Raw genomic sequence first — 25,175 nt, forward strand, 5'->3', positions numbered from 1 at the left:
GTTCTCTTACCGTTTACGAGCACCATTCATCCCACTGTGTTACGTAATCGGCTCAAAGTGGGTCTGAAGAGATACCATGACAAAAGAATCCCTATCATAAAAGCCAGCTCAACCAACATTATCACTACCCCTTGCTCACTAAACCAGGTGCCGACCATAATGGCAAAATTGGTGATAATGACAAATCGGGCCGTCCAGGGGAAAAGCGGCGATCGATAGCGTAGCAAATCGCTGGCGTACGTTCCATTACGCACCGATTGTCGGAAGCGATACTGGCACCATCCGATGGTTATCCATGCCAGGCAACCCACCTGCCCGGTACTGGCGATCAGATATAAATAAAATTGCTGTGCGGGAATATAGCGGGTCAGCAACGACACCAACGCCAGCAAGGCCGTGATTAAAATAGCATACACCGGCACGCCGCCGCCGTTCGTTTTACCAAAGCAGGCTGGCGCAAAGCGATCGCCCGCCATAGACCACAGCATACGCGAACTGGCGTAAATGGCCGAGTTAGCGGCAGAAACCGCGGCGGAAAAGATCACCAGCGTCATCAGCGTATCCGCCCCCGGAATGCCCGCGTGGGAGAATACCCATACAAAGGGACTTTGTCCATTTGGCGTCAGTTCATGCGGATAGACCAGCGCCAGCACCGCAATCGCCAGGCCGTAAAACAAAATGATTCTGAGACCGATCCCCAGGATCACTTTCGGTAAAATAATGTGCGGCGATTCGGTCTCCCCTGCCGCATTTCCTACCAGTTCCACCCCCTGGAAGGAGTAAATCACGATCGTCATACAGACCACAATTTGCTCCCAACCGTGGGGAAACCACATTCCGTCTGTTTTTAACGTCGGGTGCCAGTCACTATGGCCCATTAGCGAGTAGATCATGACCCCGCCCGCGCAGATAAACAGCACGATCGCGAAGACCTTAATGGCCGAAAGCCAGTATTCGCATTCGCCAAAACTTTTTGCGGAGGTGAGATTGATAGCCGTCAGGATGAGCAGAATCGCCAGGCAGAACATATATACCGGAACCGCAGGGAAAAACTGGTGAGCAATAAACCCTGCGGCAGTGAGGTCGGCTGCCAGGGAAAAGACCCAGCTAAACCAGTAAAGCCAGCCAATGGTATAGCTCCAGCAAGGTGACGGCATAAACATCAGCGCGTAATGTTGAAATGAACCGGAGTGAGGAAAGGCGCATGATAATTCGCCAAGACACATCATCGTTGCCAGCATAATGGTTCCGGCAAACAGATAGGCCAGTAAGGTTCCCGCCGGCCCGACGCTGCTTAACGGTTCGGCAATGCCGATAAATAAGCCGGTGCCAATCGTGCCGCCCAGCGACATCATCAGCAGATGCCGTTTCTTCAGGTTACGCCGCAGACCGCCTTCAGGCTCTGCTGGCGGTGATTGTTGCAGGGTATCCATCGTTACTCCCTGTCTTTCGTGAGGTCAAAGATGCCGCCGCGACATAGCCGCGGCGGTTATGCGTTAACGCGTAAACCTCCAGGCGACGCCTTTGGTCTGGCAGGCCATTAACAGGCCCGTATAATCCAGCTCAAAGCGAACCACATCGCCTACTTTTAGCGACTGACGACAATCTTCAATATCCACCAGCGTATGATCGCTGGTTTGCCCTAAGATAGTGATAGCGTCGTCGCATGGCACACAGTTATCCGATGGCACATCCTGACGACCAAACGCCAGCAATGCGCGTCGGCGTATGCCACGATCGACAAAGGTTTTACTTTGCAAAAAGGCATCGACGCCCAGCTCCCCGACCGGGACGGTCGGTTTACTGTTCAGTTCGATGATTTCCGCTTCCAGGATATACATATCGGAACAGGCTTTATCGACCGGTTTTGCGGAGTGGTGAAATTCATTCAGGTATTTCATGTCCACATATTCAATGCCGAATTCATGCAGTCCGCCGATGCGCAGATGATTCAGTCCCTGCGGCCAGATACCTTTATCCAGCAGGTGATAGCTGGTACAATTTCCCGCAGAAAGCCGCCGGACAGGAATACCGCTGTCGGCTTCCAGCCGGGCGGCCAGCGCCAGAAAATCCTCGCCATTTTTTACCGTTGGCAACACGGTGCCGTAACAATTAAAGTTGGTGCCCAGTCCATATAATTCCAGACCGGGCAGACCAGTAATCAGAGTCACGGTCTCAAGAATGCGTTGATATTCACCAAACCAGATACCCTCGCGTAAATCGCCCATATCCACCATCAGTAATACCTGATGCGTTTTCCCCTGGCGTTGGGCTTCCTGCGATAATGCCCGTAATACCACCGGCTCGCTATTTAAACTAATATCCGCGTAGCGCACCACATCTTCGATTTCACTCAGACACGGGCTGCGTAACAGGCAGGTCGTACATCCTGTCTCGCGTATTTTTTTCAAATTATAGGTTCGTGATTCAGCAATAACGGTAATTCCACCGTTGAATACCGCCTGCGCGGTTTCCACGCAGCCGTCAAAAACTTTATTGACAGCCATCACGTCAATACCGCTGCTTGCCAGCAGAGCTTTTTCCGTGCGGGCGTTTTCTTCCAGCTTGCGTAGATTTATTTCCAGAACTGGCATATACATTTTATTTTCCTCCCGCCATGCTTAAACGGGCATTACGTTTCTGCGCCCGATGGTAAATGTACTCCGCGACGACAACCGCCAGCACGGCTCCGCCAATAATCTTCCCGGCGTACTGGAAATATCCGCCCATATCAATTTGAGAAGGCGGAATAAATAACAGCGCAACGGCAAAGGCGATAGAAAGAAAACCCAGCGCGGGTAAAATAGCCGGTAAAACCTTGCCCGGAATTTTAAAACTTCTTGGCGTATCCGGCTGAGTCTTACGTAAACGCCAGAACGCCGGGAACATCACCAGATAAGGAATAAAATAGGTGATGGTCGTTAGCGCCGTTAACATCCAGTAAGCCGCCGCAACGCTTGGCGAAATAAAAGTCGAAAAACACAGGACCGTGACAATAATCGCCTGTACAGTCAAGGCAAAGGCGGGCGTTTTCCACACCGGATGTAATTTGCCGATTCGGTCCCCCAGCAGATTATCTTCACGCGAGGCTTCCTGGAGCATATAAATCGGCCCCACCAGCCAGGAGTTAATCTGCCCGAGTGCGCCAAAAAACATACAGATGGCCATAACAGGAATTAACCACGGCATATGCAGCGTGTCCGCAGCAGCATGCATAGCCTGCATGACGCCTGCCACGATGTCGGTTTTCCCGGCGGGTAAAAGCGTGTTTAGCGCCCAGGTGCCGACCATATAGATCCCAACGATAACGGCGGCGGAGACGGCCATCGCTCGCGGAAAATCACGCTGTGGATTACGGGTACGCCCGGCAATCATCGGGGCGACCTCCAGTCCGGCAAACGCAAACATCATGCTGGATAAGAAAACGATCGTATCCCAGTGTCCGAGATCCGGAATCCAGTTTTTCGCTGTAGTGTAGTCCGTCTGCATCTGGTGTCCGGTACATAGCCATACCACCGCCAGTAAAATGAGGATGGCGGAGGGAATAAATACGCCGCACCAGGCGCTGATGCTATTAATAATTTTTGTCCATTCCATCCCGCGGATATTCATCAGCGTTAATAGCCAGAAAATTACCGCGGAACCAATACCGATAAATGCTTTATTTTCCGCCAGGCCGCCGCCGATCATATAGCCCAACGCGGTAAAGCCGAATTGCAGCATTAATGGGAAAAACAGTACGCAGGAAAAGAGAAAACAAACCACGACAATCCATGCAATACGTTTACCAAATGCCTCTTTAATCCAGACAAATATCCCGCCATCTTTCGGCCAGCCGGTTGACAGCTCGCCGCATACCATCGCTAAAGGAAAAAACAAGCAGAATGCGGCTATCACCCATAGCAACATGGCCGATGCCCCGTAAGGCGCCACGTTAGGGATTTGCCGCAAACTCAGAATAGCGATGACATTCATAAAGACAATGTCTTTGATGCCAAGTAAGCCAGAATTCGTGTTACTCATGGCCATCTCCTGTTATGCATTCAGGCATCACTGCCCTCTTCTTATCATCTGACGACGGGCTTCAGCATGAAACTGAAGCCCAAAACAGTATTAATAAATGTCGTACTTGACCATGTCTTCGTAACTGTCTTCCCGACGAATCAGACGCGTTTCACCATTTTTATCGATCATCACCACGCCCGTGCGCGGACGGTTGTTATAAACGGTTTGACTTTCAATGGTGTATGCCCCGGCATCAAGAAACGCGACAATATCGCCAACATGAGTCTCCTTCGGCAGTAAAAACTCTTCGCCTTTCACTCCCATGTGGAAATAATCTCCGCCATCACACAGCGGCCCGGCTAATTTTATCCAGGCGTCGTGCGCTGCCGTCATGCGAGAGGCGTTATAGACATAAAAGAACCAGTCAAAATGCTGGCTGTCAGAGAGTACGCTGTAACCAGCGTCGACAAATTTCCATTCAACGTGGCATTCCACATTGCCGTTAAGATCGTAATTTGTTTTACGTTTTTCGCAGGAGACTTCCGTCAGTAAAACCGCCGCCGACCCGGTCACTTTACGTCCCGGTTCAATACATATTTCCACATCGGTACGCCATTTATGCACTTCGCGAATGACCGCATCGGCAAAATCCTGGGCGGTAATACCGGCATACATATTATCTTTTAACGGGTCGCCATTCTCGTCGTCATATTTATAGGGAACCGGAATTCCGCCGCCCACGTTGATCAAATCAAATTTAATACCGAGCACCTCTTCCAGGCGACGGGATTCATCCACCAGCACTTTAGTAGCTTTTGCGAAAGGCTCTGACTCCGGCACCTGATCGCCCACATGCATATGCAAGCCGCGCAAATGCACATAAGGCATCGCCAGAATGCGGCGGCAGGTTTCTTCCGCCTGTTCCAGGTCGAGACCTGACTTCGCATGGAAAGCGGTAACCAGTTCCGCATGCGTCGCCGAGGGAACATTCGGCTCTACACGGACGCAAACATTGGCGACTTTCTTCAGCTTGCGAGAGATGGCATCAATATGTTCCAGCTCATACAGGCTATCAACATTAATAAGATACAGATCGTTGGCGATGGCATATTCCAGATCGGCAGGCTTTTTCACCACGCCGTTGAAGACGATCTGATCGCCGCGAAAGCCTATCTCCAGGCACTTGCGAACCTCATATTGTGAGTTTGCCTCCGCGCAAATTCCGGCGTCACGAATGGCTTTCAACACCCCCATGACCGAGCAGGTTTTTGACGCAAAGAAGGTTTTGGTATTTTTATGCGCCGCAAATGCCTGCTGGATTTCATGAATGTTACGAATAATCTCCGGCTCAGAAAACACATAGAACGGCGTGGGGTACTGGCGCGCCAGTGCGTCCAGATCGACCCCTTCAAAACACAAATGACCGTCTTTGTGCTGGAAACGGCGATCGCCGTTGATTACCTGCTCACGTAGCTGGTTGTAATTCTGCATAATCGAGTCAGTCATAACGCCCTCTGCTTAATGTTTATGGTAAAAATCCGCATTCTTTACAGGGATAAAGCAAAAGGCATGCCACTATTTTTTATCAAAATAATCAACCACTTATAAAAATAAGCTTTTTCTCATTTTCGTCATTGAGTTTGCTATTCATCACAACGACGAAAATTCGTCAATTTTATAATGACAACATGAACAATAGATATGAGGAATGCGTGTATGGCATCCACCAATCAGGAACTGGCCTCGGCGCTCAGGATGTTTTCCCGCTTTTTCGATTTGATTCATCAGCCGTTGGCCGTCATTAATGAGCGTGGTGAATACGTTTACTACAATCAGGAAAGCGCGGATCTGGACGGCTACAGCATTGAACGGGCAATGGGAAAACATATGCTGGATGTCTATCCGGGCATGAAAGAGACCCAAAGTACGATGCTTTCATCGTTAAAAAAAGGCGTGGAATACATTGGCCATTATCAAATTTATTACAATGCGCGAGGCCAGGCCGTTGACTATCAGCACACCACCGCGCCGCTCTATGCAAGCGATGGCGGCATGGTCGGCGTTATCGAAATCGGCAGGAATATGTCTGGCGTCAGGCGGCTCCAGGAGCAGGTGGTAGAACTGAACCAACTGCTGTATGCCGATCACCATGAGAAGCACCATGCCATTATTACCGAAAACCCGGAAATGCTCAGTAATATCGCCAAAGCCAAACGGCTGGCCGCCAGTAATATTCCGGTGACGATTGTCGGGGAGACGGGAACGGGTAAGGAGCTATTTTCCCGCCTGATCCATCAATGCAGCAAGCGGGCGAATAAACCATTTATCGCCCTGAACTGCGGCGCTCTACCGCCTACGCTTATCGAAAGTACGCTTTTCGGCACCGTGCGCGGCGCCTATACCGGCGCGGAAAATAGCCAGGGCTATCTGGAACTGGCAAACGGGGGAACGCTCTTTCTTGATGAGCTGAACGCCATGCCGATAGAGATGCAAAGTAAGCTGCTGCGATTCTTGCAGGATAAAACCTTCTGGCGGCTCGGCGGACAACAGCAACTCCACTCTGATGTCAGGATCGTTGCCGCCATGAACGAAGCGCCCGTCAAATTAATTCAACAAGAACGTCTGCGGGCAGATCTTTTTTATCGGTTGAGCGTCGGAATGTTGACGTTACCGCCGCTGCGCGCCCGCCCGGAAGATATTCCCTTACTGGCGAATTATTTTATTGATAAATACCGTAATGACGTGCCGCAGGACATTCACGGATTAAGCGAGACGGCGCGTGCTGATCTGCTCAATCACGCCTGGCCGGGTAATGTCAGGATGCTGGAAAACGCGATTGTACGCAGCATGATCATGCAGGAAAAAGACGGGCTGCTGAAACACATCATTTTTGAACAGGACGAGTTAAATTTAGGCGTACCGGAAACCGCGCCGGAAAATCCCCTTCCCTCGTCACCCGATCCACAGTATGAAGGGTCGCTGGAGGTACGGGTTGCCAACTACGAAAGGCATTTAATAGAAACCGCGCTGGATACGCATCAGGGGAATATTGCCGCCGCGGCCCGCAGCCTTAACGTATCGCGCACCACGTTACAGTACAAAGTACAAAAATACGCTATTCGCTTCGGCGTGGTGCGTAATTGACATCGGCCAGCGGCATTGCGCCGCTGGCAAAGCCATTAGCCTTCGTTATGCATTTCCAGGTTTTCCATTTCGTTCTGGAACAGCACCGCTTTGGCGTCGTCATTACGTAATGAATCCAGGAAGTCGAGGTATTGCTGGTCTACGTCTTTGGTGACATATACCCCGTTAAATACCGAACATTCAAACTGCTGGATATCCGGGTTTTCCGCGCGTACGGCTTCGATCAGATCGTTTAGATCCTGGAAGATAAGCCCGTCTGCGCCGATGATCTGACGAATCTCATCCACCTCGCGACCATGCGCGATCAGCTCATTGGCGGTCGGCATATCAATGCCATAGACGTTAGGGAAACGAATTTCCGGCGCGGCGGACGCCAGATAAACCTTCTTCGCGCCGGCTTCCCGGGCCATCTCGATGATCTGCTCTGATGTGGTGCCACGCACGATGGAATCATCCACCAGCAGGACGTTCTTATCGCGGAATTCCGCGCGATTAGCATTGAGCTTACGGCGCACGGATTTACGGCGTAGCTGTTGGCCCGGCATGATAAAGGTACGTCCCACGTAACGATTTTTGACAAATCCCTGGCGGTACGGCTTGCCGAGAATACGGGCAATTTCCAGTGCGATATCGCAGGAGGTTTCCGGGATAGGGATCACGACGTCGATGTCCAGATCTTCCCATTCACGAGCGATTTTTTCGCCAAGTTTGGTGCCCATATTCACACGAGCGCTGTAGACGGAGATCTTGTCGATAAAGGAGTCCGGGCGAGCAAAATAAACGTACTCAAACAGACAGGGGTTACTGACCGGGTTATCCGCGCACTGGCGCGTGAACAGTTGCCCCTTTTCGGTAATATAGATAGCTTCGCCCGGCGCGACATCGCGCAGGAATTCAAAGCCCAGCGTATCCAGCGCCACGCTTTCAGAAGCGACCATATACTCCGTACGACCATCGCCAACGTCACGCTTGCCCAGCACTAATGGGCGAATGCCGTGCGGATCGCGAAAAGCCACCATACCGTGACCGATAATCATCGCCACGCAGGCATAGGCGCCGCGAATTTGACGGTTGGTCGCGGCAATCGCGGCAAAAATATTGTCGGCTTCCAGCGGATAGTGACGGAAGTTGTCGAGCTCGCTGGCGAAAATATTGAGCAGGATTTCGGAATCGGAGGTGGTGTTGATATGACGGCGCTTTTCTTCAAACAGCTTTTTACGTAGCTCATGCGCGTTAGTCAGGTTGCCATTATGGGCCAACGTGATGCCATACGGCGAGTTAACGTAAAAAGGTTGCGCTTCCGAAGCGCTGGAGCTGCCTGCGGTAGGGTAGCGTACATGGCCAATCCCCATGTTGCCCTGCAAACGCTGCATGTGGCGAGCTTCAAAAATATCGTTCACCAGTCCGTTTGCCTTACGCAAGCGGAAGCAGTTATTCGCATCAATGGTGATGATACCGGCAGCATCCTGACCTCGATGCTGGAGCACTGTTAACGCGTCATAAATCGACTGGTTGACCGGCATAACACCGGCGATACCGACAATACCGCACATACGTCATTTTCCTCGTTAAGCCACATCTCAGAACCTGTTACGTCCTGGGCAAGAAACTCGACGAGCTTTGCAGATAGTCAAAGAACCATCTGATGATGAAGCTGAACTGCGGGATGAGCTGCGATTTGCTCCAGTCTTCGCTTTTCGACAAGCCGGTAAAGGTATCAAGGAAGAACAGAATGGCGGCGACAATCAGCGCCCCTCGCAGTGCGCCGAAACAGATCCCCAACACCCGGTCAGTTCCCGACAGGCCGGTCTTTTCTACTAGCTGACCTATCACAAAATTCACGATAGCGCCGACGATAAGCGTCGCGATAAACAGTACCGCGATAGCAATCCCATTACGAACCAGTTCGTCTTCAAAGCCCGTAAACCAGACAGACAGGTAAGTGTAGTAGTGACTGGCGACAAAGAAAGCACAACCCCACGTCACCAGCGATAACGCTTCACGAACAAAGCCGCGGATTAGGCTAACCAGACAGGAAAAAGCAATCACCGCGATAATGGCGTAATCAATCCAGACCATAGATGTCCCACGATTTTACGCCCTGTCGTCCTGTTCGGGGCGCATTCTAACAGAAAAAGAAAACGTTTGCGTAGGGATTTCCTTCCCACGCGTAAATAAAAATGGCGCTGAAAAAATATTCAACGCCATCACACTTTTTATCTCTTCGGGCACGACCAGAAGAGCTGCCATCGGCCTGATAAGCGCAGGATACCAGGTTTATTCCTTCTGCCGGATGGCGGCGTAAACGCCTTATCCAGCCTACAGAACTTCGGCTATTACCAGATGAACACCGTAGGCTTTAACGCTGCACGCTCAGGCAAAACGCGCCTTAGTTCGGGCTATATCCCATCACCACGCCGCTTAACCCGGAAATCTGCTTGAGCTCGCCAAGCGATCCTTTCATCTTATCTTTCGACGCATCCGGCCCGACGAGAATACGGGTTATTTTACCCTGTACCGGCGTTGAGGGGGAAGTATAAACCCGGAACCCGGCGGAACGAAGCTTGCCGACTATCTCGTTGACTTTATCCGCGTTTTTCAGCGCGCCCAACTGTACGACATAAGCTTTGCCGGTCGGCGCAGGTTTATCGTCGGCGGCCGGTTTCGGCGCGGGCGTCGGCGTGGAAGCGACGACAACCGGCTGTTGCGGTTTAGGCTGCGGCTTCGGTTTTTCAACCGGCTTCGGTTTAGGCGTCTCCACCGGTATCGGATCAAGCTCGACATTGTTAGACGCCATGCGCGACGGGTCCAGAGACGGCGCTGCCGCATCTCCCGCCCGCACCTCTTCAGCCGCCCCTTCCGGCGGCTGTGTCGGCAGCGCCTGCGTTGCGGCAGGCATCATATCCGGCTCATCGCGGTCGCCAGGCTTCGGTACCAGTGGAATCGCAGCAAATTCATCCTGATAATGCTTTTTCTGTCCGTCCAGCAGACCGGGAAGCACAATAACCCCCAGCGCGACTAACACAATCGTGCCGACTAAACGATTCTGAAACTTACTCGCCACCGATTCTCCCCGCGTCTATCACTTCCATAACATGTGCGACGGTGTGGAACGATCCGCACACCAGCACGGTATCTTCTGGCTGCGCCGCGTCGATAGCGGCCTGCCATGCCTGCGCGACGCTATCATAGACATTCCCTTTCCCCAGATGTTCCAGAAGTTGTTCCGCCGTCGCGCCGCGCGGCCCCTCTAACGGAGCACAATACCAGTCGTCAACCACGCTTTTCAACCAGGCTAACGTGCCGGCGATATCTTTATCATGCAGCATACCAATCACCGCAAGCACGCGCCCGCGTTTCGGCAACATTTTCAGACGACCCGTCAGGTATTCCGCCGCGTGGGGATTATGGGCGACATCAAAGATAACGCGCGGCGACTCACTCACGATTTGAAAACGTCCCGGCAAGGTAGCCTGCGCAATACCGTCGCGAATCGCCTGCTCGTCAATGTTCAACCTGCTGGCGCGCAGCGCGGCCAGAGCGGTGGCGGCATTCGGCAGGGGAACCTGCGGCAACGGCAGTCCGGCAAGCGTGCCGTCGCCATCGGTAAACGCCCACTGGGTCGCTGTCACCTCATAACGCCAGTCAACGCCGCGACGCCGCAACAGCGCGCCGGTCTCCTGCGCGACATCCGCGATGGTTGCCGGCATTTCCGGTTCGCCGACAATAGCGGTTTTTTCCGCGCGAAAAATCCCGGCCTTCTCGCGGCCGATACTTTCGCGATCCGGCCCCAGCCAGTCAGTATGGTCAAGCGCGATGCTGGTAATTACCGCTACATCGGCATCCACAATGTTCGTGGCGTCCAGGCGCCCGCCCAACCCGACCTCCAGAATCACCACGTCAAGGTTAGCCTGTTTAAACAGCCACAATGCCGACAACGTGCCATATTCAAAATAGGTCAATGAAATATCGCCGCGCGCCGCTTCTATTTCCGCAAAGGACGCGGTATGCGCGGATTCCGCTAATTCTTTCCCCTGCACGCGCACGCGCTCGGTGTAACGTACCAGATGAGGCGAACTATAGACGCCCACACGGTATCCCGCCGCGATTAACACCGACTCCAGCGTTCGACAGGTCGTACCTTTACCGTTGGTTCCCGCCACGGTAAAAACGAACGGCGCAGGCTTGAGGATGTCCAGACGCGCTGCCACCTGGCTTACGCGCTCAAGGCCTAAATCGATACTCTTGCTGTGCAGGTTTTCCAGATAAGAAAGCCACGAGGCCAGGGGCGACGCAGCTTGAGGTATAGATTTGTTTTTCATTGATTCCGCTGCTTCTTTACGGTGAAAAGCAAAAGGGCAGAGCCTGCGGCCCTGCCCTTTTCAGTTATCAGGCCTCAGACTCCTGATCCGGCGCCGGAGGCACCACCACGCCTTCACGCGGGGCGTCCGGGTTCGGCGCGGGCAGATTCATCAGCTTCGCCAGAATGCTCGCCAGCTTCAGGCGCATTTCCGGGCGGCGGACGATCATATCAATAGCGCCTTTTTCGATCAGGAACTCACTGCGCTGGAATCCCGGCGGCAGTTTTTCGCGAACGGTTTGTTCGATAACGCGCGGGCCGGCGAAGCCAATCAGGGCTTTTGGCTCGGCGATGTTGAGATCGCCCAGCATCGCAAAACTGGCGGAAACGCCGCCCATTGTCGGATCGGTCAATACCGAGATGTAGGGCAGACCACGTTCCTGCATTTTAGCCAGCGCCGCCGAGGTTTTCGCCATCTGCATCAGCGACATCAGCGCTTCTTGCATACGCGCGCCGCCGGAAGCAGAGAAACACACTAACGGACAGTTGTCTTCCAGCGCCTGTTCAACGGCACGAACGAAGCGTGCGCCAACGACAGACCCCATTGAGCCGCCCATGAACGCGAATTCAAACGCGGCGGCGACAACCGGCATACCGTGAAGCGTCCCTTTCATGACCACCAGCGCGTCTTTCTCGCCGGTTTCTTTCTGCGCGGACGCCAGTCTGTCTTTATATTTTTTGGAGTCGCGGAACTTGAGCACGTCTTTTGGCTCCAGCTCGCTACCCAACTCCACAAGGGAACCTTCATCTAACAGGCTATGCAGGCGATTGCGCGCCGACATGCGCATATGATGGTCACACTTAGGACAGACCTCAAGATTACGTTCCAGCTCAGCGCGGTATAAAACCTGACCGCAGCTATCACACTTGGTCCACACCCCTTCAGGAATGCTTGCCTTGCGGGTGGGAGTAATGTTGCTTTTAATTCGTTCAATCCAGCTCATTGGTGACCTTTCTGCCTGAACCTTAGTCAGCTTTATTATAAGGGGCGCATAATGCCATTTTTGCCCCCAACAGACCATGAATGTTGCACATTAAAACATAACAGCCCGAAACTTTGGATAAAAAAGTGGTCGAACCGCTGAGTTACTTTCTATTTTGCGGCACGCGACGCAGCGCGCTTATGCCGGACAATCTCAATGACGCCAGGTAATATCGAAACCACGATAATCCCCACAATCAGCAGCTTAAGGTTATCCTGAATCAACGGTATCGTACCGAAGAAATAACCGGCGTAGGTAAAGAGCAGCACCCACAGCAGCGCGCCGATGACGTTATAAGCGGCAAAATGCCGATAGGACATGTGCCCCATCCCTGCCACAAACGGCGCAAAGGTTCTGACGATCGGCACGAAGCGAGCGAGAATGATAGTTTTACCGCCGTGTTTTTCATAAAACTGGTGGGTTTTATCCAGATAACTGCGGCGGAAAATTTTCGAATTCGGATTACTGAACAGTTTTTCGCCGAACAGTCGACCAATCGTGTAATTTACCGCATCGCCGACAATTGCGGCGATCAGCATTAACGCCACCATGACATGCACATTGAGATCGTTGGTTTCCAGCGAAGCCAGCGCCCCGGCGACAAACAGCAGCGAGTCGCCCGGCAGGAACGGCGTGACGACCAGGCCGGTTTCACAAAACAGAATCAAAAACAAAATAGCGTACACCCAGACGCCGTACTCCGCGACCAGCTCCGCCAGATGCACATCGATGTGCAGAATAAAATCAATAATAAAGTAGATCAGGTCCATATTTGTCTTTGCCTTTCTACCCGACACGTTTCGGGTGTGCGATTCGGATTAGTCCGCAAGAAATAGCGGGCCCATTGGCGGTTTTGGAAGGTCAAACCGGTCAGGGTAATCTACCGCAACCAAATATAGCCCTTCCGCCTTCGCCGTTGCCGCCGCCAGCGTTCTGTCCCTGGCCGCTAACAGCTCTGCGATCCAGCTCTCCGGCTGGTTGTGAGCGCCTACTTCCAGCAGGCTGCCGACAATATTCCTGACCATATGATGAACAAAGGCATTCGCTTTGATATCGACCACCACATAAGGGCCGTGGCGGGTAACGTTGATGTGCATCACATTACGCCACGGCGTGCGCGACTGGCACTGCACCGCACGAAACGAGGTAAAATCATTTTCGCCAAGCAGACACTGCGCCGCGCGATGCATCCGCTCTGCATCCAGCGGCTCATAGTAATGCGTCACGCCTTTTGCTAATACCGCGGGACGCAGTCGATGATTGTAGATGATATAGCGATAACGGCGAGCCGTAGCGCTAAATCGCGCGTGAAAATCATCCGGTACAGTTTTCACCCAGCGCACGGCAATGTCACCAGGCAAATTCGCATTTACCCCCAGCGTCCATGCCGCATCTTTGCGCAATGCGGTCGTTTCGAAATGGACAACCTGCCCGGTGCCGTGAACGCCGGCATCGGTACGCCCGGCGCAGAACACGTTAATAGGTTCATTTGCCACCTGCGAGAGCGCTTTTTCCAGCTTTTCCTGCACGCTGCGCACTTCATTCTGACGCTGCCAGCCATAATACTTGCTGCCGTCGTACTCAATACCCAGCGCAATTTTATAGACCGGCGATGATTGCTGTCCGGACATCAGTACAGATACTCCTGCACCAGCTTCTCCGCAATTTTAACGGCCATCAGCGCGCCGCCGAAACGCACGTTGTCCGCCACTGACCAGAACTGAATTTGTTCCGGCATACCGTAATCATTATGCACACAGCCAATAGAAAGCTGTGGATTGCCGGAAGCGTCGCCCACCTGCGTCGGGTAATCCGTCTCTTCTGACAGTACGATATCTTCACCGCGGGAAAACGCCTCGCGCGCCTCTTCCGCCGCCAGCGGACGGAGCGCTTCAAAGCTCACCATCTGCGCATGGCCATAGAACACCGGCGACTGCACGACACTGGCGGAGATCATCACGCCATCGTCCTGCAAAATTTTACGCACTTCATCGACGATACGACGTTCCTGGCGCACGCTGCCTTCACGATCCGGCAGCAGCGGCAGCATATTGAACGCCAACTGGCGGCCAAAGAAATCATCTTCATCAATCGGTATGCCGTTAAGCAGCTTCGCACTCTGTCCGGCCAGCGCATCGACCGCTTTTTTCCCCTGTGCGGACGCTGATAACATACTGGTGACGGCGATGCGCGACAGTCCCCCCTGATCGATTAACGGCTTGAGCGCCGCGAGCAGTTGACTGGTCAGACTATCGGCGACCGCAATCACGTTACGGTTACGGTAATCCGCCAGTACATACGGGTTAACTTCCGGCACGACCAGCGGCACATCAGGCTCCAGCGCGAACAGACCGCTGGAATCTATCACCAGGCAGCCTGCATTGGTCGCGTCGTCTATCCAGGCAGCCGATGCCTCTGCGCCGGCAACGAAAAACGCCAACTGCGCCTGCGTCCAGTCAAAGTCCGCCGCATCCTGGACAATGACCGACTTGCCACCAAAACGGAGGTGCTCGCCCGCGCTTTCATGACGCGCCAACGCATAAATTTCACCGACCGGGAACTGGCGTTCAGCCAGTGTTTCAAGCAGGGCTTCGCCTACGGCGCCCGTTGCGCCCAGAATGGCAATGTTCCAGCCTTCAGACATGGTGATTTACTCCAGAAATACATAAGCGTCCCTGTCGCATTATTCGACAGGGAGCATTAAGAAGACATTAATGTGCCGGGTGATGAACAGCGTTAAAACCTAGCTTACACAGCAAGGCGGCTGCCGTTTCGTCGTCACACATCACGTATAAAGACGACCATTCACGGCGCTCAAGATAATTTTTACGCAATTTATCAAATTCACCCGGAATTCCAGCGACTTTACGCAGTGGCGCATCGTCGCGGCGCACATCATACACCAAATGCGCCAGTCTTTTCAGCGTCGGTTGATCCAGCGGGCCGTGAAGCGTAATACGACCAAACTCAGGCGCAGGCAGTAATGTCTCCAGCGCGACATGCTGCTCGCGACCGATAAACGCGCTATACGCCTCAAAGACCTGGGTGGTGCCGCGCGCTTTGCCTTCCAGCGTATAGCCGGCAATATGCGACGTGCCGATATCCACGGCTTCCAGTAGCGCGACGTTAAGATCCGGTTCGCCCTCCCACACATCAAGCACCACGCTCAGCGGCTGCCCGGCATTAAGTCGCGCCAACAACGCGGCGTTATCCACCACCGGACCGCGGCAGGCGTTAATGAGAATGGCGCCGGGTTTCAGTCGACGGATCAGCGTCTCATCGGCCAGATGCAGCGTTTTGTACGGTCCGTCTTTATAAAGCGGCGTATGGAAAGTCAGGACATCCGCTTCCTGCACCAGCTCATCCAGCGTACGAAAATCACCCTCGTCCCCGCGTGCGGCGCGTGGCGGATCGCACAGCAACGTGCGGATACCCAACGCTTCAAGCCTGGTCTGTAGCCGGCTTCCGACGTTACCCACGCCGACAATCCCTATAGTGCGATCGCGTAACGAAAAGCCGTCACGTTCGGCCAGCATCAACAGCGCGGAAAACACATACTCCACCACGGCGATAGCATTACAGCCGGGCGCGGCTGAAAAACCGATGCCCGCCTGCTTCAGCCATGCCTCATCCACATGATCGGTGCCTGCCGTAGCAGTACCAACGAAGTTAATCGGCGTGCCGCTCAGCAGCGATTCATTCACTTTCGTGACCGAACGCACCATTAACGCATCGGCATGGTTCAATTCTTCAACGGGGATCGGGCGACCCGGCACTGCCTTTACCTCACCCAGGCGGCTAAATAATTCGCGGGCGTAAGGCATATTTTCATCAACGAGAATTTTCACGACTGTCGTACCTGTTTGAGAACGAGAGTTAACCGAACAAGTGTGCCATAATCTGGCCGCCAGGCATATATTGCTCAGATTTATGGTTAAAGGATAATTAATTATGCATCCCATCTCCGGTGCCCCTGCACAGCCTCCAGGCGAAGGGCGTAATCCTCTTTCCGCTGCGAGCGAGCAGCCGCTTTCCATGCAACAGCGTACGGTACTGGAAAGGCTGATCACGCGCCTGATTTCACTGACCCAGCAGCAAAGCGCGGAAGTATGGGCCGGAATGAAACACGATCTGGGGATAAAAAATGACGCGCCGCTACTGTCGCGCCACTTCCCCGCCGCTGAACAGAATCTTACCCAGCGTCTGGGCGTAGCGCAGCAAAATCACGCCAATCGTCAGGTACTTTCACAGCTAACAGAGCTGCTTGGCGTCGGGAATAATCGTCAGGCCGTCAGCGATTTTATCCGTCAGCAATACGGTCAAACCGCGCTTAGCCAGCTTACGCCCGATCAACTCAAAAACGTACTGACGCTCCTGCAACAGGGGCAGCTTTCCATTCCGCAGCCGCAGCAACGTCCGGCAACGGATCGGCCATTATTGCCTGCTGAACATAATACGTTGAATCAGTTGGTGACGAAGCTGGCGGCCGCGACCGGCGAGTCAAACAAACTTATCTGGCAATCAATGCTGGAACTCTCCGGCGTGAAAAGCGGCGAGCTCATTCCGGCAAAGCAGTTTACCCATCTGGCGACATGGCTACAGGCGCGGCAGACGCTGTCACTACAACACGCGCCTACGCTACATACGCTGCAGGCTGCGTTAAAACAACCGCTTGAGCCAGACGAGCTCACAGCGATCAAAGAGTATGCCCAACACACTTATCAAATTCAGCCGCAAACGGTGCTGACCACCGCCCAGGTGCAGGACTTACTTAACCATATTTTCCTGCGTCGCGTAGAGCGGGAGGCGAATGAGCTGGAACCGCTCTCTATTCAACCCATCTACCGCCCGTTCGCGCCGATGATTGAAACCGTGAAAAATCTGTCTGCGCGACCAGGCCTGTTGTTTATCGCGCTAATAATTGTACTGGCGCTTTTCTGGCTGGTTTCTTAACCACGCCGGAACGATAATATCGTCACCAGGATGCCAACCACCGCGGAGATCGCTCCCGCGAGGAATACGGAAGGATAGCCGCATGACGTGGCCAGCATGCCCGCCAGCGGGCCGGTAACGCCGTAGGAGATATCCTGAAACGCGGCGTAGCCGCCGAGCGCCGTACCGCGTACCTGTGCAGGTACGCGTTTCACAACCTCCACGCCCAGCGCCGGGAAAATCAGTGAACACCCTGCCCCGGTGAGCGCCGCGCCTACCAGCGCTATCCAGGCCGTCGGCGCCAGCCACAAGAGCAGCAGTCCTGCCGTCTCAACCAGCAATGAGACAACGGCGACCTTCACGCCGCCAAAGCGGTCCGGCATCCAACCGAACAACATGCGCATCAGTACAAACGCACCGCCAAACGCGGTCAGGGTGAATCCCGCCATCGTCCAGCCATTGCTGACAAAATAAAGTGAAATAAACGTACCGATGACGGCAAAGCCCACGCCCTGCAATGCCAGGCCCAGGCCCGGTTTCCAGATAAGCCCGACCACGCTCCACAGTGAAGGTCGCTCCCCCGTATACGCAGGCACTTTACGCACGGTGCCGTTGAATGCCCAGGCCAGCAGCGGTAAAACCATCGTCGTTCCCGCCAGCGCCGCGAAGCCAAAGTGGCTATGGATCAGCAAGCCCAACGGCGCACCGGCCGCCAGCGCGCCGTAAATCGCCATTCCGTTCCACGACATCACCTTACCGGAACGCGTTGGGCCAACCAGCCCCAGTCCCCAGGTCAGGGTTCCGGTCAGCAGCTGGCTTTCGCCGAAACCGAGAATTAAGCGCCCGACAATAAGCAGCGCGAATTTTACCGGCGCGGAAACCGGCAACAGCGCGGCCAGGAGCCAGGCGGCGCCCGCCAGCCCGCAGGCAAACATCCCCTGTAACGCCGATCGTTTAGCGCCATATTGATCCGCCAGCCGTCCGGCATAGCCGCGCGTCAGTACCGTCGCAAAAAACTGAATGCCCACGGCGATCCCAACCATCGTATTGCTATAGCCCAGTTCGTGATGGACAAAAAGCGGGATGACGGGTAACGGCAGGCCGACCGTCATATAGGTCAGGAAAACCGCAAAGGCGATGCGGAACAGCGAAAAATTCGCAGACGGGGTCGTTGTTTTTTGGCTAACTGCTGTCATGCATTACTCCAGAATGCAGAGTAAGGCGGGGAAAGGCCACGCCCCCCTCTACCTGAACGTCAGGATTAAGGTGCGTTGGATAACGTTAAACGCTTACGCATTATCGGAAGGATAATGTAGAGAGTGAAGTCTGCCTGTGAGACGCGAAACTTGTCAACCTTGAAATTGCAGCCAGGGTATCAACGCGGCGGCGTGTCATCAAACAGAAAGGGAAAGACCGCTTTCATCCCTCTCACCTTAAACCGTCCGGTCACCTGCTTGCGCTGTTCTGGCGTCAGTAACCTGAACATCATCTCCCAGATATCTTCAGGCTCCGCTTCCTGTAAGGAAATGGGTTCTGGCGTCGGTTCCTCTCCGCTGTCGTCCAGATAACGATGAACATAAAGAGGGAAAACAGATATATGAAACTCCTCGGCCTTTGATTTAACACGCTTACGCCTGACACCCTCTTTCCCTTCGCTGTACTTATACAAACGTTCGCGAACCGCAGGCTCGCTTCCCGGAAACCCCGGTAAGCCAAGACATTCCTTAACCGTGAACCATTCCTTTGCCATCGGTTTCTTTCCTTTCCTCTGATGAAATAAAAATATTTCTTCTTTTGCGCGAAATTTTGCTTTCTTTCTGGCACTATTCTTAGAGTGAAAAAGAAAGTAACTTTCTTTTTCTCACGCTAATTTTCACTTTAAAAATATCGGTGCCGATAACACATCTTCTTAGGATTACAGAATGGAACCAAAAAGCCAAGACTGGCATCGTGCAGATATTAAAAGTGCACTGGAAAAAAGAGGTATTACGCTCAGAGATCTTTCTCGTCAGGCCGGTTTATCACCTGATTCACTGCGCAATGTCTTTACCCGCTCCTGGCCGAGAGCCGAACGGATTATTGCGGACGCGCTTGGCATCACGCCGCAGGAGATCTGGCCGTCGCGCTATGGCGATATGCAAATAAAAAATGATGCCAATACCGCAGAATAATAATTAATGTTGAATAAATTGGCCCTAACTTATCAATCTCAACAATTAATAAATATTTAAACTTATTCTATTGAAAATAGTAATAGCACTATTTGTCATGCTTCCCGAATTAAATACTGTTAAAGCATTACGTCATTGCTATTATGTATTTTATTAACAGGAATCATTATGAGTTGGGATAAAAGAATGGCGGTTAATTATGCCAAAACACATGCAGGTTCTCATTCTCAAGGCCGGTGTGCGGAATTTACCCGAAAGGCAATTCAGGCGGGCGGTATCACGCTGGGGCATACATATCATGCGAAAGATTATGGCCCAATGTTAAGAAGCGCCGGATTCACCGCTATTGGTACCTATGAAATGCCGCGCGAGGGTGACGTCATCATTATTCAACCTTACGCTGGCGGAAACCCGAGTGGTCACATGGCGATATATGATGGCACAGAGTGGTATTCAGATTTTAAACAACGCGATATGTGGGCCGGCCCGGGCTACCGGGCAGCCAGGCCCTCATATACCATCTACAGGAAGAATTAATGAAAACGTTCTCCCTTGTCGCGCTTATCCTGTTGCTTTGTAGTTGCTCTGCGCCTCATCACGACAGTACGCAGGCCGTGAAGCAGTTCTATACCTCATGGATGACGACGTTCACGAACGATGTGAATCCCCCTGACGACACCACCGCCTTAATGCAACGTTACGTCGCTAAAGAGGTTATTCATCGCCTGGCGCTAATACAGTCCCTTTATGAACAGGAGATTGTGGGGGCTGATTATTTTATGTATGCGCAGGACTATGCGCCAGAGTGGATTCCACAGTTACGGGTTGGGAAGGCACACCCTTTCCTCGGCGGAGAAAAAGTGGATGTTCTGTTGGCTACAGAGTCAACGCCCATCCACCTGGAAGTTTATACCCGTTGGGAAGAGGGACGCTGGAAAATTTACCGCGTTCGGGATGCTGATAAGGGTTATGAACAGCCGATTTATGACGCAGGCGCCATCACCCAAGCTGAGGCCTGGTCAGCGAAAGTCGCGCCGGAATATAAGAAGCATTAAAAAAGGGAACCGCCATCGGTCTCTTGTTCGTACCGGAGAGGTTAAAGCGCCTATTGCATCAGGCGCTTATTCCGTCGCTGAAAACAGTAAGCCGAAAATAACCCAGGCATTATTTAAAATATGAAGTATTATCGGTATCATTAGCCCACGACTTCTCATTCGAACAACGCATAATATCGATGAAAAAACAAACAGATAAACAAAAGTCACCGCAAAGAGATATTGTGTATGCATAAATGCAAAAGCGAGTGAGGTAATAATAATACCGGAAACTCTTGAGTACCGACCCCAACCGATACTGCTGTTTAATAAAAACCCTCTGAATATAATTTCCTCCGCCACAGGAGCCAGAAAGCACATCGCCAGCGTGTTAAGAAATTTATGAAGAAAAAATTGCCTTGATAACTCGGCCATCCAGGGTTCCGGGCCACTAAAAGCATTGTAGAGAACGGTAAGGCACACCAGGGCCAGCGCCGGAACAAAACATTCCACAAATGATAAGCGGCCCAATGATAAAAACGGATAATACTTTGAATAAATACTCCAGGCGGCAATCGCATAGACAAAAACAATACTATATATAAAAGGCGCAGCCAGACCTGCCAAATAAAGCCAGGCATAGGAAGGCGAAAATGAGGAAAAAACAAAAATGCCAAGCAAACCAAATAAAACAGCCACGCAACTCAAACTATGCCTAATTTTATCTAATGTATTAGTTGGCATTTATATAATATCCATATAATTTGTTGTTCCCTGAATGAAAAAACAGGTCGCATTAGCGACCTGTTTCATTATTGATACTACAACGTAATAGTCAGGCTTACAACTTACGCATCACCAGCGTGGCGTTGGTGCCGCCAAAACCGAAGCTGTTAGACATTACGGTAGTCAGTTCACGCTCGGTCGTTTCGGTCACGATGTTCAGGCCCGCGGCCTGCTCATCCAGCTCTTCGATGTTGATACTCGGCGCGATAAAACCGTGCTCCAGCATCAGCAGAGAGTAGATAGCTTCCTGCACGCCTGCGGCACCCAGCGAGTGGCCGGTCATCGCTTTGGTCGCGGAGATAGCCGGGCTGTTATCGCCAAACACTTCACGGATTGCACCGAGTTCTTTCACGTCGCCTACCGGAGTAGAGGTACCGTGAGAGTTCAGGTAGTCGATCGGCGTGTCTACGCCGTGCATCGCCATCTGCATGCAACGTACTGCGCCTTCACCAGACGGAGCAACCATGTCTGCGCCATCGGATGTTGCGCCGTAACCGACGATTTCCGCATAGATATGCGCGCCGCGCGCCAGAGCGTGTTCCAGCTCTTCGACAACAACCATACCGCCACCGCCTGCGATGACAAACCCATCACGGTGCGCATCATAGGTACGGGACGCTTTTTCAGGCGTATCGTTATATTTGGTGGACAATGCCCCCATCGCGTCGAACTCACAGGCCATTTCCCAGCACAGCTCTTCGCCGCCGCCAGCAAAAACGATGTCCTGTTTGCCCAGTTGGATCTGTTCAACCGCATTGCCGATACAGTGTGCGGAGGTCGCGCAAGCGGAGCTAATGGAGTAGTTCACGCCATAAATTTTAAACGGCGTAGCGAGGCAGGCGGAAACGCCGGATGCCATTGCTTTCGTCACCACATACGGGCCCACGGCTTTCAGACCACGCGGGCTACGCATGGCGTCTGCGCCAAAGACCTGGAATTTCGGGGAGCCGCCGCCGGAACCTGCAATCAGGCCGACACGCGGGTTATTCTGATAGACTTCCGGCGCCAGACCGGCGTCGGCCACTGCCTGCTCCATAGACAGATAAGCATAGATGGAGGCGTCGCTCATAAAGCGCACGACTTTGCGGTCAATGAGGCCAGTGGTATCCAGTTTTACGTTGCCCCATACCTGGCTACGCATGCCGGCGTCCTTCAGCTCCTGAGAGAAAGTGATCCCTGAACGTCCTTCACGCAGAGATGCCAGGACTTCCTGCTGGTTATTACCGATGCTGGAAACGATGCCCAGGCCAGTAATCACTGCACGTTTCATTCAATACCTCTGTAATTCGCACTATTTTTAAGTTTCGATTGGCACAATAGCGTACACTTGTACGCCGAACAAGTCCGATCAGCCATTTAGTACGGAAATTTGCGCCATCAGGCACACATCGTTAAGATCGCGATACCGCCCGTCAGACGAGTAACTTACGTGAAACAATACGCCATACAACCCGCCACACTCGAATTTAACGCTGAGGGTACACCTGTTTCCCGAGATTTTGATGATGTCTATTTTTCTAATGACAATGGACTCGAAGAGACACGCTACGTTTTTCTTGGCGGCAATCGTCTTGCGGAGCGATTTTCCGTACATTCACATCCATTATTTATAGTCGCGGAAAGCGGTTTTGGCACCGGACTCAACTTCCTGACGCTGTGGCAGGCGTTTGACGGCTTTCGTTCTGAGCATCCACAGGCGACGCTGCAAAGGTTACATTTCATCAGTTTTGAGAAATTCCCGTTAACGCGCGGCGATCTGGCGCTGGCGCACCAACACTGGCCGGAGCTCGCGCCCTGGGCAGAGCAGCTGCAGGCGCAATGGCCGCTGCCGCTCCCGGGATGCCACCGCCTATTGCTGGATCGGGGTCGGGTGACGCTGGATTTGTGGTTTGGCGATATTAATGAACTGACCGACCAACTGGACGCCACGCTGAATCAAACAGTCGACGCCTGGTTCCTCGACGGTTTTGCCCCGGCGAAAAATCCGGATATGTGGACGTCAAACCTGTTTAACGCGATGGCGCGGCTGGCGCGGCCCGGCGCAACGCTGGCGACGTTTACCTCGGCGGGTTTCGTTCGTCGGGGATTACAGGAAGCCGGTTTTACCATGCAAAAACGCAAAGGCTTCGGACGTAAACGCGAGATGCTTTGTGGAGTGATGGAACAACACCTCATGCCGACCCTTTCCGCGCCCTGGTTTTACCGCAGCGGAAGCGAAAAACGTGAAACGGCGATCATTGGCGGCGGCATCGCCAGCGCGCTGTTATCACTGGCGTTACTGCGTCGCGACTGGCAGGTGACGCTCTATTGCGCAGATGATCAGCCCGCCCAGGGCGCTTCCGGTAATCGACAGGGCGCACTTTATCCGCTCCTTAGCAAACATGACGCCGCCATTAATCGCTTTTTCCCGACCGCATTCACCTTTGCCCGTCGCCTGTATGATGCCCTGCCCGTCTCTTTTGATCATGCCTGGTGCGGCGTGACACAGCTCGGATGGGATGAGAAAAGCCAGCAGAAAATTGCCCAGATGCTGTCCCTGGCGCTGCCCGCCGGACTGGCCTCGGCGCTCAATGCCGAAGAGGCGGAACAGGCGGTTGGCGTGACGACACGCTGCGGAGGAATTACCTATCCGGCAGGCGGCTGGCTGTGCCCGGAACAATTAACTCGCGCAGTCATCGCACTGGCGACCGAACAAGGTTTACAAACGCGCTTTCGCCATACGCTCACGTCGCTCGTTGCGCAGGAGTCGCGCTGGCAACTGCGCTTTACGTCAGGTGAAACCGCCAGCCATGAGACCGTCGTCCTGGCGAACGGCCATCAGATTAACCGTTTTGATCAGACCCGGCCGCTGCCGGTGTATGCCGTCGGGGGGCAGGTCAGTCATATTCCCACCACCCCCGCCCTCTCGGCGTTGCGTCAGGTGTTATGCTACGACGGCTACCTGACGCCGCAAAATCCGCATAATCAGCAGCACTGTATTGGCGCCAGCTATCACCGGGGCGACGAAAGCACCGTCTGGCGCGAAGAAGATCAGCGTCAGAACCGACAGCGTCTGCTTGACTGTTTTCCGGATGCGAACTGGGCCACAGAGGTTGACGTTAGCGGCAACAGCGCCCGTTGCGGCGTGCGTTGCGCCACCCGCGACCATCTGCCGATGGTGGGCAATGTCCCCGATTACCACGCCACGCTGACGCATTACGCCGATTTAGCCGATAATAAAACGTCGGCGGCACCTGCGCCTGTGTATCCGGGTTTATTTATGCTCGGCGCGCTGGGATCGCGCGGTTTGTGCTCAGCGCCATTATGCGCAGAAATTCTGGCGGCGCAGATGAGTAACGAGCCGATTCCACTGGATGCCGGTACGCTGGCGGCGTTAAATCCGAATCGGTTATGGGTGAGAAAGTTATTGAAGGGAAAAGCGGTGAAGTAATGGGCCTGTCAATAGCGGAAGGCGGCAAGCGTCGCCTTCCGGCCCACGGCGTTATTGTTTTGCCTTGTCGAACAAATTGTCCCACATCGCTTTGACTAACGCCTGATCGCGCGGCGACAGTTCACCGGCGCCGATCGCTTTTTCCAGACTTTGGCTAACGTTGGCATAGACCGCCTCGACGGAGTGGTCATCACCGCTCTCCAGCTCGGCAATGGCTAACGTCAGGTGGCCACGCAGGTATCCACTGGCAAAAAGCTCATCGTCGCTGGCGTGCTCTACCATATCGTCAATTAATGCCAGAATGCGTGATTCAAACTCCGCGATCATCTT

25 protein-coding genes are annotated in these 25,175 nt (G+C 53.3%); 6 read left to right on the forward strand and 19 right to left on the reverse strand.

Annotated elements, in window-relative coordinates:
- Nucleotides 1-26: 26 nt before the first annotated feature.
- The 4 genes from NA389_RS19925 to NA389_RS19940 all read right to left on the reverse strand — a co-directional run bounded on the left by NA389_RS19925 (nt 27) and on the right by NA389_RS19940 (nt 5,511).
- Entirely contained in the window at nt 27-1,433 is a 1,407-nt protein-coding gene (locus NA389_RS19925) for an amino acid permease (RefSeq protein ID WP_000380356.1), read from the reverse strand.
- Nucleotides 1,434-1,496: 63 nt separating this feature from the next.
- On the reverse strand, nt 1,497-2,600 hold the full coding sequence (locus NA389_RS19930) for an alanine/ornithine racemase family PLP-dependent enzyme (protein WP_000281907.1): 1,104 nt from the start codon (nt 2,598-2,600) through the stop codon (nt 1,497-1,499).
- A gap of 1 nt (nt 2,601) precedes the next feature.
- Nucleotides 2,602-4,023 carry an APC family permease gene (locus NA389_RS19935; RefSeq protein ID WP_000072512.1) on the reverse strand — a complete coding sequence of 474 codons (1,422 nt, stop codon included), beginning with the start codon at nt 4,021-4,023 and terminating at the stop codon, nt 2,602-2,604.
- Between the two features lie 90 nt (nt 4,024-4,113).
- Complete coding sequence (locus NA389_RS19940) at nt 4,114-5,511, reverse strand: diaminopimelate decarboxylase family protein (protein ID WP_000132306.1); 1,398 nt, start codon at nt 5,509-5,511, stop codon at nt 4,114-4,116.
- A 210-nt stretch (nt 5,512-5,721) separates the two neighbouring features.
- Here NA389_RS19940 and NA389_RS19945 point away from each other — a divergent pair, with 210 nt between their 5' ends.
- Nucleotides 5,722-7,149 (forward strand): sigma-54 interaction domain-containing protein, encoded by a 1,428-nt coding sequence (locus tag NA389_RS19945; RefSeq protein ID WP_000168925.1) that lies wholly within the window; start codon nt 5,722-5,724, stop codon nt 7,147-7,149.
- Between the two features lie 35 nt (nt 7,150-7,184).
- Here the strand turns inward: NA389_RS19945 and purF are convergent, their stop codons facing one another.
- From purF to pdxB, 10 genes are all read right to left on the reverse strand, one after another.
- On the reverse strand, nt 7,185-8,702 hold the full coding sequence (purF, locus tag NA389_RS19950; RefSeq protein ID WP_000334205.1) for an amidophosphoribosyltransferase: 1,518 nt from the start codon (nt 8,700-8,702) through the stop codon (nt 7,185-7,187).
- A gap of 37 nt (nt 8,703-8,739) precedes the next feature.
- Nucleotides 8,740-9,228 carry a colicin V production protein gene (gene cvpA, locus NA389_RS19955; RefSeq protein ID WP_000262102.1) on the reverse strand — a complete coding sequence of 163 codons (489 nt, stop codon included), beginning with the start codon at nt 9,226-9,228 and terminating at the stop codon, nt 8,740-8,742.
- A 15-nt stretch (nt 9,229-9,243) separates the two neighbouring features.
- Nucleotides 9,244-9,399 carry a hypothetical protein gene (locus NA389_RS19960; RefSeq protein WP_000729428.1) on the reverse strand — a complete coding sequence of 52 codons (156 nt, stop codon included), beginning with the start codon at nt 9,397-9,399 and terminating at the stop codon, nt 9,244-9,246.
- A gap of 139 nt (nt 9,400-9,538) precedes the next feature.
- Complete coding sequence (dedD, locus tag NA389_RS19965) at nt 9,539-10,213, reverse strand: cell division protein DedD (RefSeq protein WP_000157041.1); 675 nt, start codon at nt 10,211-10,213, stop codon at nt 9,539-9,541.
- Nucleotides 10,203-11,471 carry a bifunctional tetrahydrofolate synthase/dihydrofolate synthase gene (gene folC, locus NA389_RS19970; protein ID WP_000792285.1) on the reverse strand — a complete coding sequence of 423 codons (1,269 nt, stop codon included), beginning with the start codon at nt 11,469-11,471 and terminating at the stop codon, nt 10,203-10,205. Before folC ends, dedD begins: the two co-directional genes overlap by 11 nt.
- Before the next feature lie 67 nt (nt 11,472-11,538).
- A complete protein-coding gene (accD, locus tag NA389_RS19975) occupies nt 11,539-12,453 on the reverse strand; it encodes an acetyl-CoA carboxylase, carboxyltransferase subunit beta (RefSeq protein ID WP_000118383.1) in 915 nt (304 codons plus the stop codon).
- Between the two features lie 149 nt (nt 12,454-12,602).
- Nucleotides 12,603-13,262 (reverse strand): DedA family protein, encoded by a 660-nt coding sequence (locus tag NA389_RS19980; RefSeq protein ID WP_000364318.1) that lies wholly within the window; start codon nt 13,260-13,262, stop codon nt 12,603-12,605.
- Nucleotides 13,263-13,310: 48 nt separating this feature from the next.
- Complete coding sequence (truA, locus tag NA389_RS19985; RefSeq protein ID WP_000016631.1) at nt 13,311-14,123, reverse strand: tRNA pseudouridine(38-40) synthase TruA; 813 nt, start codon at nt 14,121-14,123, stop codon at nt 13,311-13,313.
- Nucleotides 14,123-15,136 (reverse strand): aspartate-semialdehyde dehydrogenase, encoded by a 1,014-nt coding sequence (locus tag NA389_RS19990; RefSeq protein ID WP_001289141.1) that lies wholly within the window; start codon nt 15,134-15,136, stop codon nt 14,123-14,125. The genes truA and NA389_RS19990 overlap by 1 nt, the downstream gene beginning before the upstream one ends.
- Nucleotides 15,137-15,203: 67 nt before the next feature.
- Nucleotides 15,204-16,340: a 4-phosphoerythronate dehydrogenase PdxB gene (gene pdxB / locus NA389_RS19995; RefSeq protein ID WP_000699176.1), complete on the reverse strand. Its 1,137-nt coding sequence runs from the start codon at nt 16,338-16,340 to the stop codon at nt 15,204-15,206.
- A gap of 103 nt (nt 16,341-16,443) precedes the next feature.
- Here pdxB and flk point away from each other — a divergent pair, with 103 nt between their 5' ends.
- Nucleotides 16,444-17,445: a flagella biosynthesis regulator Flk gene (gene flk / locus NA389_RS20000; protein WP_000553396.1), complete on the forward strand. Its 1,002-nt coding sequence runs from the start codon at nt 16,444-16,446 to the stop codon at nt 17,443-17,445.
- On the opposite strand, the gene NA389_RS20005 is transcribed toward flk, so the two are convergent.
- Together NA389_RS20005 and NA389_RS20010 are read right to left on the reverse strand one after the other, a co-directional pair.
- Entirely contained in the window at nt 17,442-18,620 is a 1,179-nt protein-coding gene (locus tag NA389_RS20005) for an MFS transporter (protein WP_000127731.1), read from the reverse strand. The genes flk and NA389_RS20005 overlap by 4 nt on opposite strands.
- 179 nt (nt 18,621-18,799) lie before the next feature.
- On the reverse strand, nt 18,800-19,174 hold the full coding sequence (locus tag NA389_RS20010) for a hypothetical protein (protein WP_001051266.1): 375 nt from the start codon (nt 19,172-19,174) through the stop codon (nt 18,800-18,802).
- Nucleotides 19,175-19,346: 172 nt separating this feature from the next.
- Between NA389_RS20010 and NA389_RS20015 the strand changes: the two genes are divergently transcribed.
- From NA389_RS20015 to NA389_RS20025, 3 genes are all read left to right on the forward strand, one after another.
- Nucleotides 19,347-19,595, forward strand: coding sequence for a helix-turn-helix domain-containing protein (locus NA389_RS20015; RefSeq protein ID WP_000433429.1), 249 nt, complete (start codon nt 19,347-19,349; stop codon nt 19,593-19,595).
- 168 nt (nt 19,596-19,763) lie between these two features.
- Nucleotides 19,764-20,132: an NlpC/P60 family protein gene (locus tag NA389_RS20020; protein ID WP_000118256.1), complete on the forward strand. Its 369-nt coding sequence runs from the start codon at nt 19,764-19,766 to the stop codon at nt 20,130-20,132.
- A complete protein-coding gene (locus tag NA389_RS20025) occupies nt 20,132-20,650 on the forward strand; it encodes a YbjP/YqhG family protein (RefSeq protein WP_000847534.1) in 519 nt (172 codons plus the stop codon). The genes NA389_RS20020 and NA389_RS20025 overlap by 1 nt, the downstream gene beginning before the upstream one ends.
- Nucleotides 20,651-20,716: 66 nt before the next feature.
- Here the strand turns inward: NA389_RS20025 and NA389_RS20030 are convergent, their stop codons facing one another.
- Entirely contained in the window at nt 20,717-21,373 is a 657-nt protein-coding gene (locus NA389_RS20030) for a CPBP family intramembrane glutamic endopeptidase (RefSeq protein WP_001142917.1), read from the reverse strand.
- Nucleotides 21,374-21,470: 97 nt separating this feature from the next.
- Nucleotides 21,471-22,685 (reverse strand): beta-ketoacyl-ACP synthase I, encoded by a 1,215-nt coding sequence (fabB, locus tag NA389_RS20035; RefSeq protein WP_000817161.1) that lies wholly within the window; start codon nt 22,683-22,685, stop codon nt 21,471-21,473.
- A gap of 159 nt (nt 22,686-22,844) precedes the next feature.
- On the opposite strand from fabB, the gene mnmC reads away from it, so the two are divergent.
- Nucleotides 22,845-24,845 (forward strand): bifunctional tRNA (5-methylaminomethyl-2-thiouridine)(34)-methyltransferase MnmD/FAD-dependent 5-carboxymethylaminomethyl-2-thiouridine(34) oxidoreductase MnmC, encoded by a 2,001-nt coding sequence (gene mnmC, locus NA389_RS20040; RefSeq protein ID WP_000816107.1) that lies wholly within the window; start codon nt 22,845-22,847, stop codon nt 24,843-24,845.
- A 51-nt stretch (nt 24,846-24,896) separates the two neighbouring features.
- On the opposite strand, the gene NA389_RS20045 is transcribed toward mnmC, so the two are convergent.
- A complete protein-coding gene (locus tag NA389_RS20045; protein WP_000559749.1) occupies nt 24,897-25,172 on the reverse strand; it encodes a YfcL family protein in 276 nt (91 codons plus the stop codon).
- Nucleotides 25,173-25,175: the final 3 nt, after the last annotated feature.

Source organism: Salmonella sp. NW645 (assembly GCF_051703725.1).
GTDB classification, from domain to species: Bacteria; Pseudomonadota; Gammaproteobacteria; order Enterobacterales; family Enterobacteriaceae; genus Salmonella; species Salmonella enterica.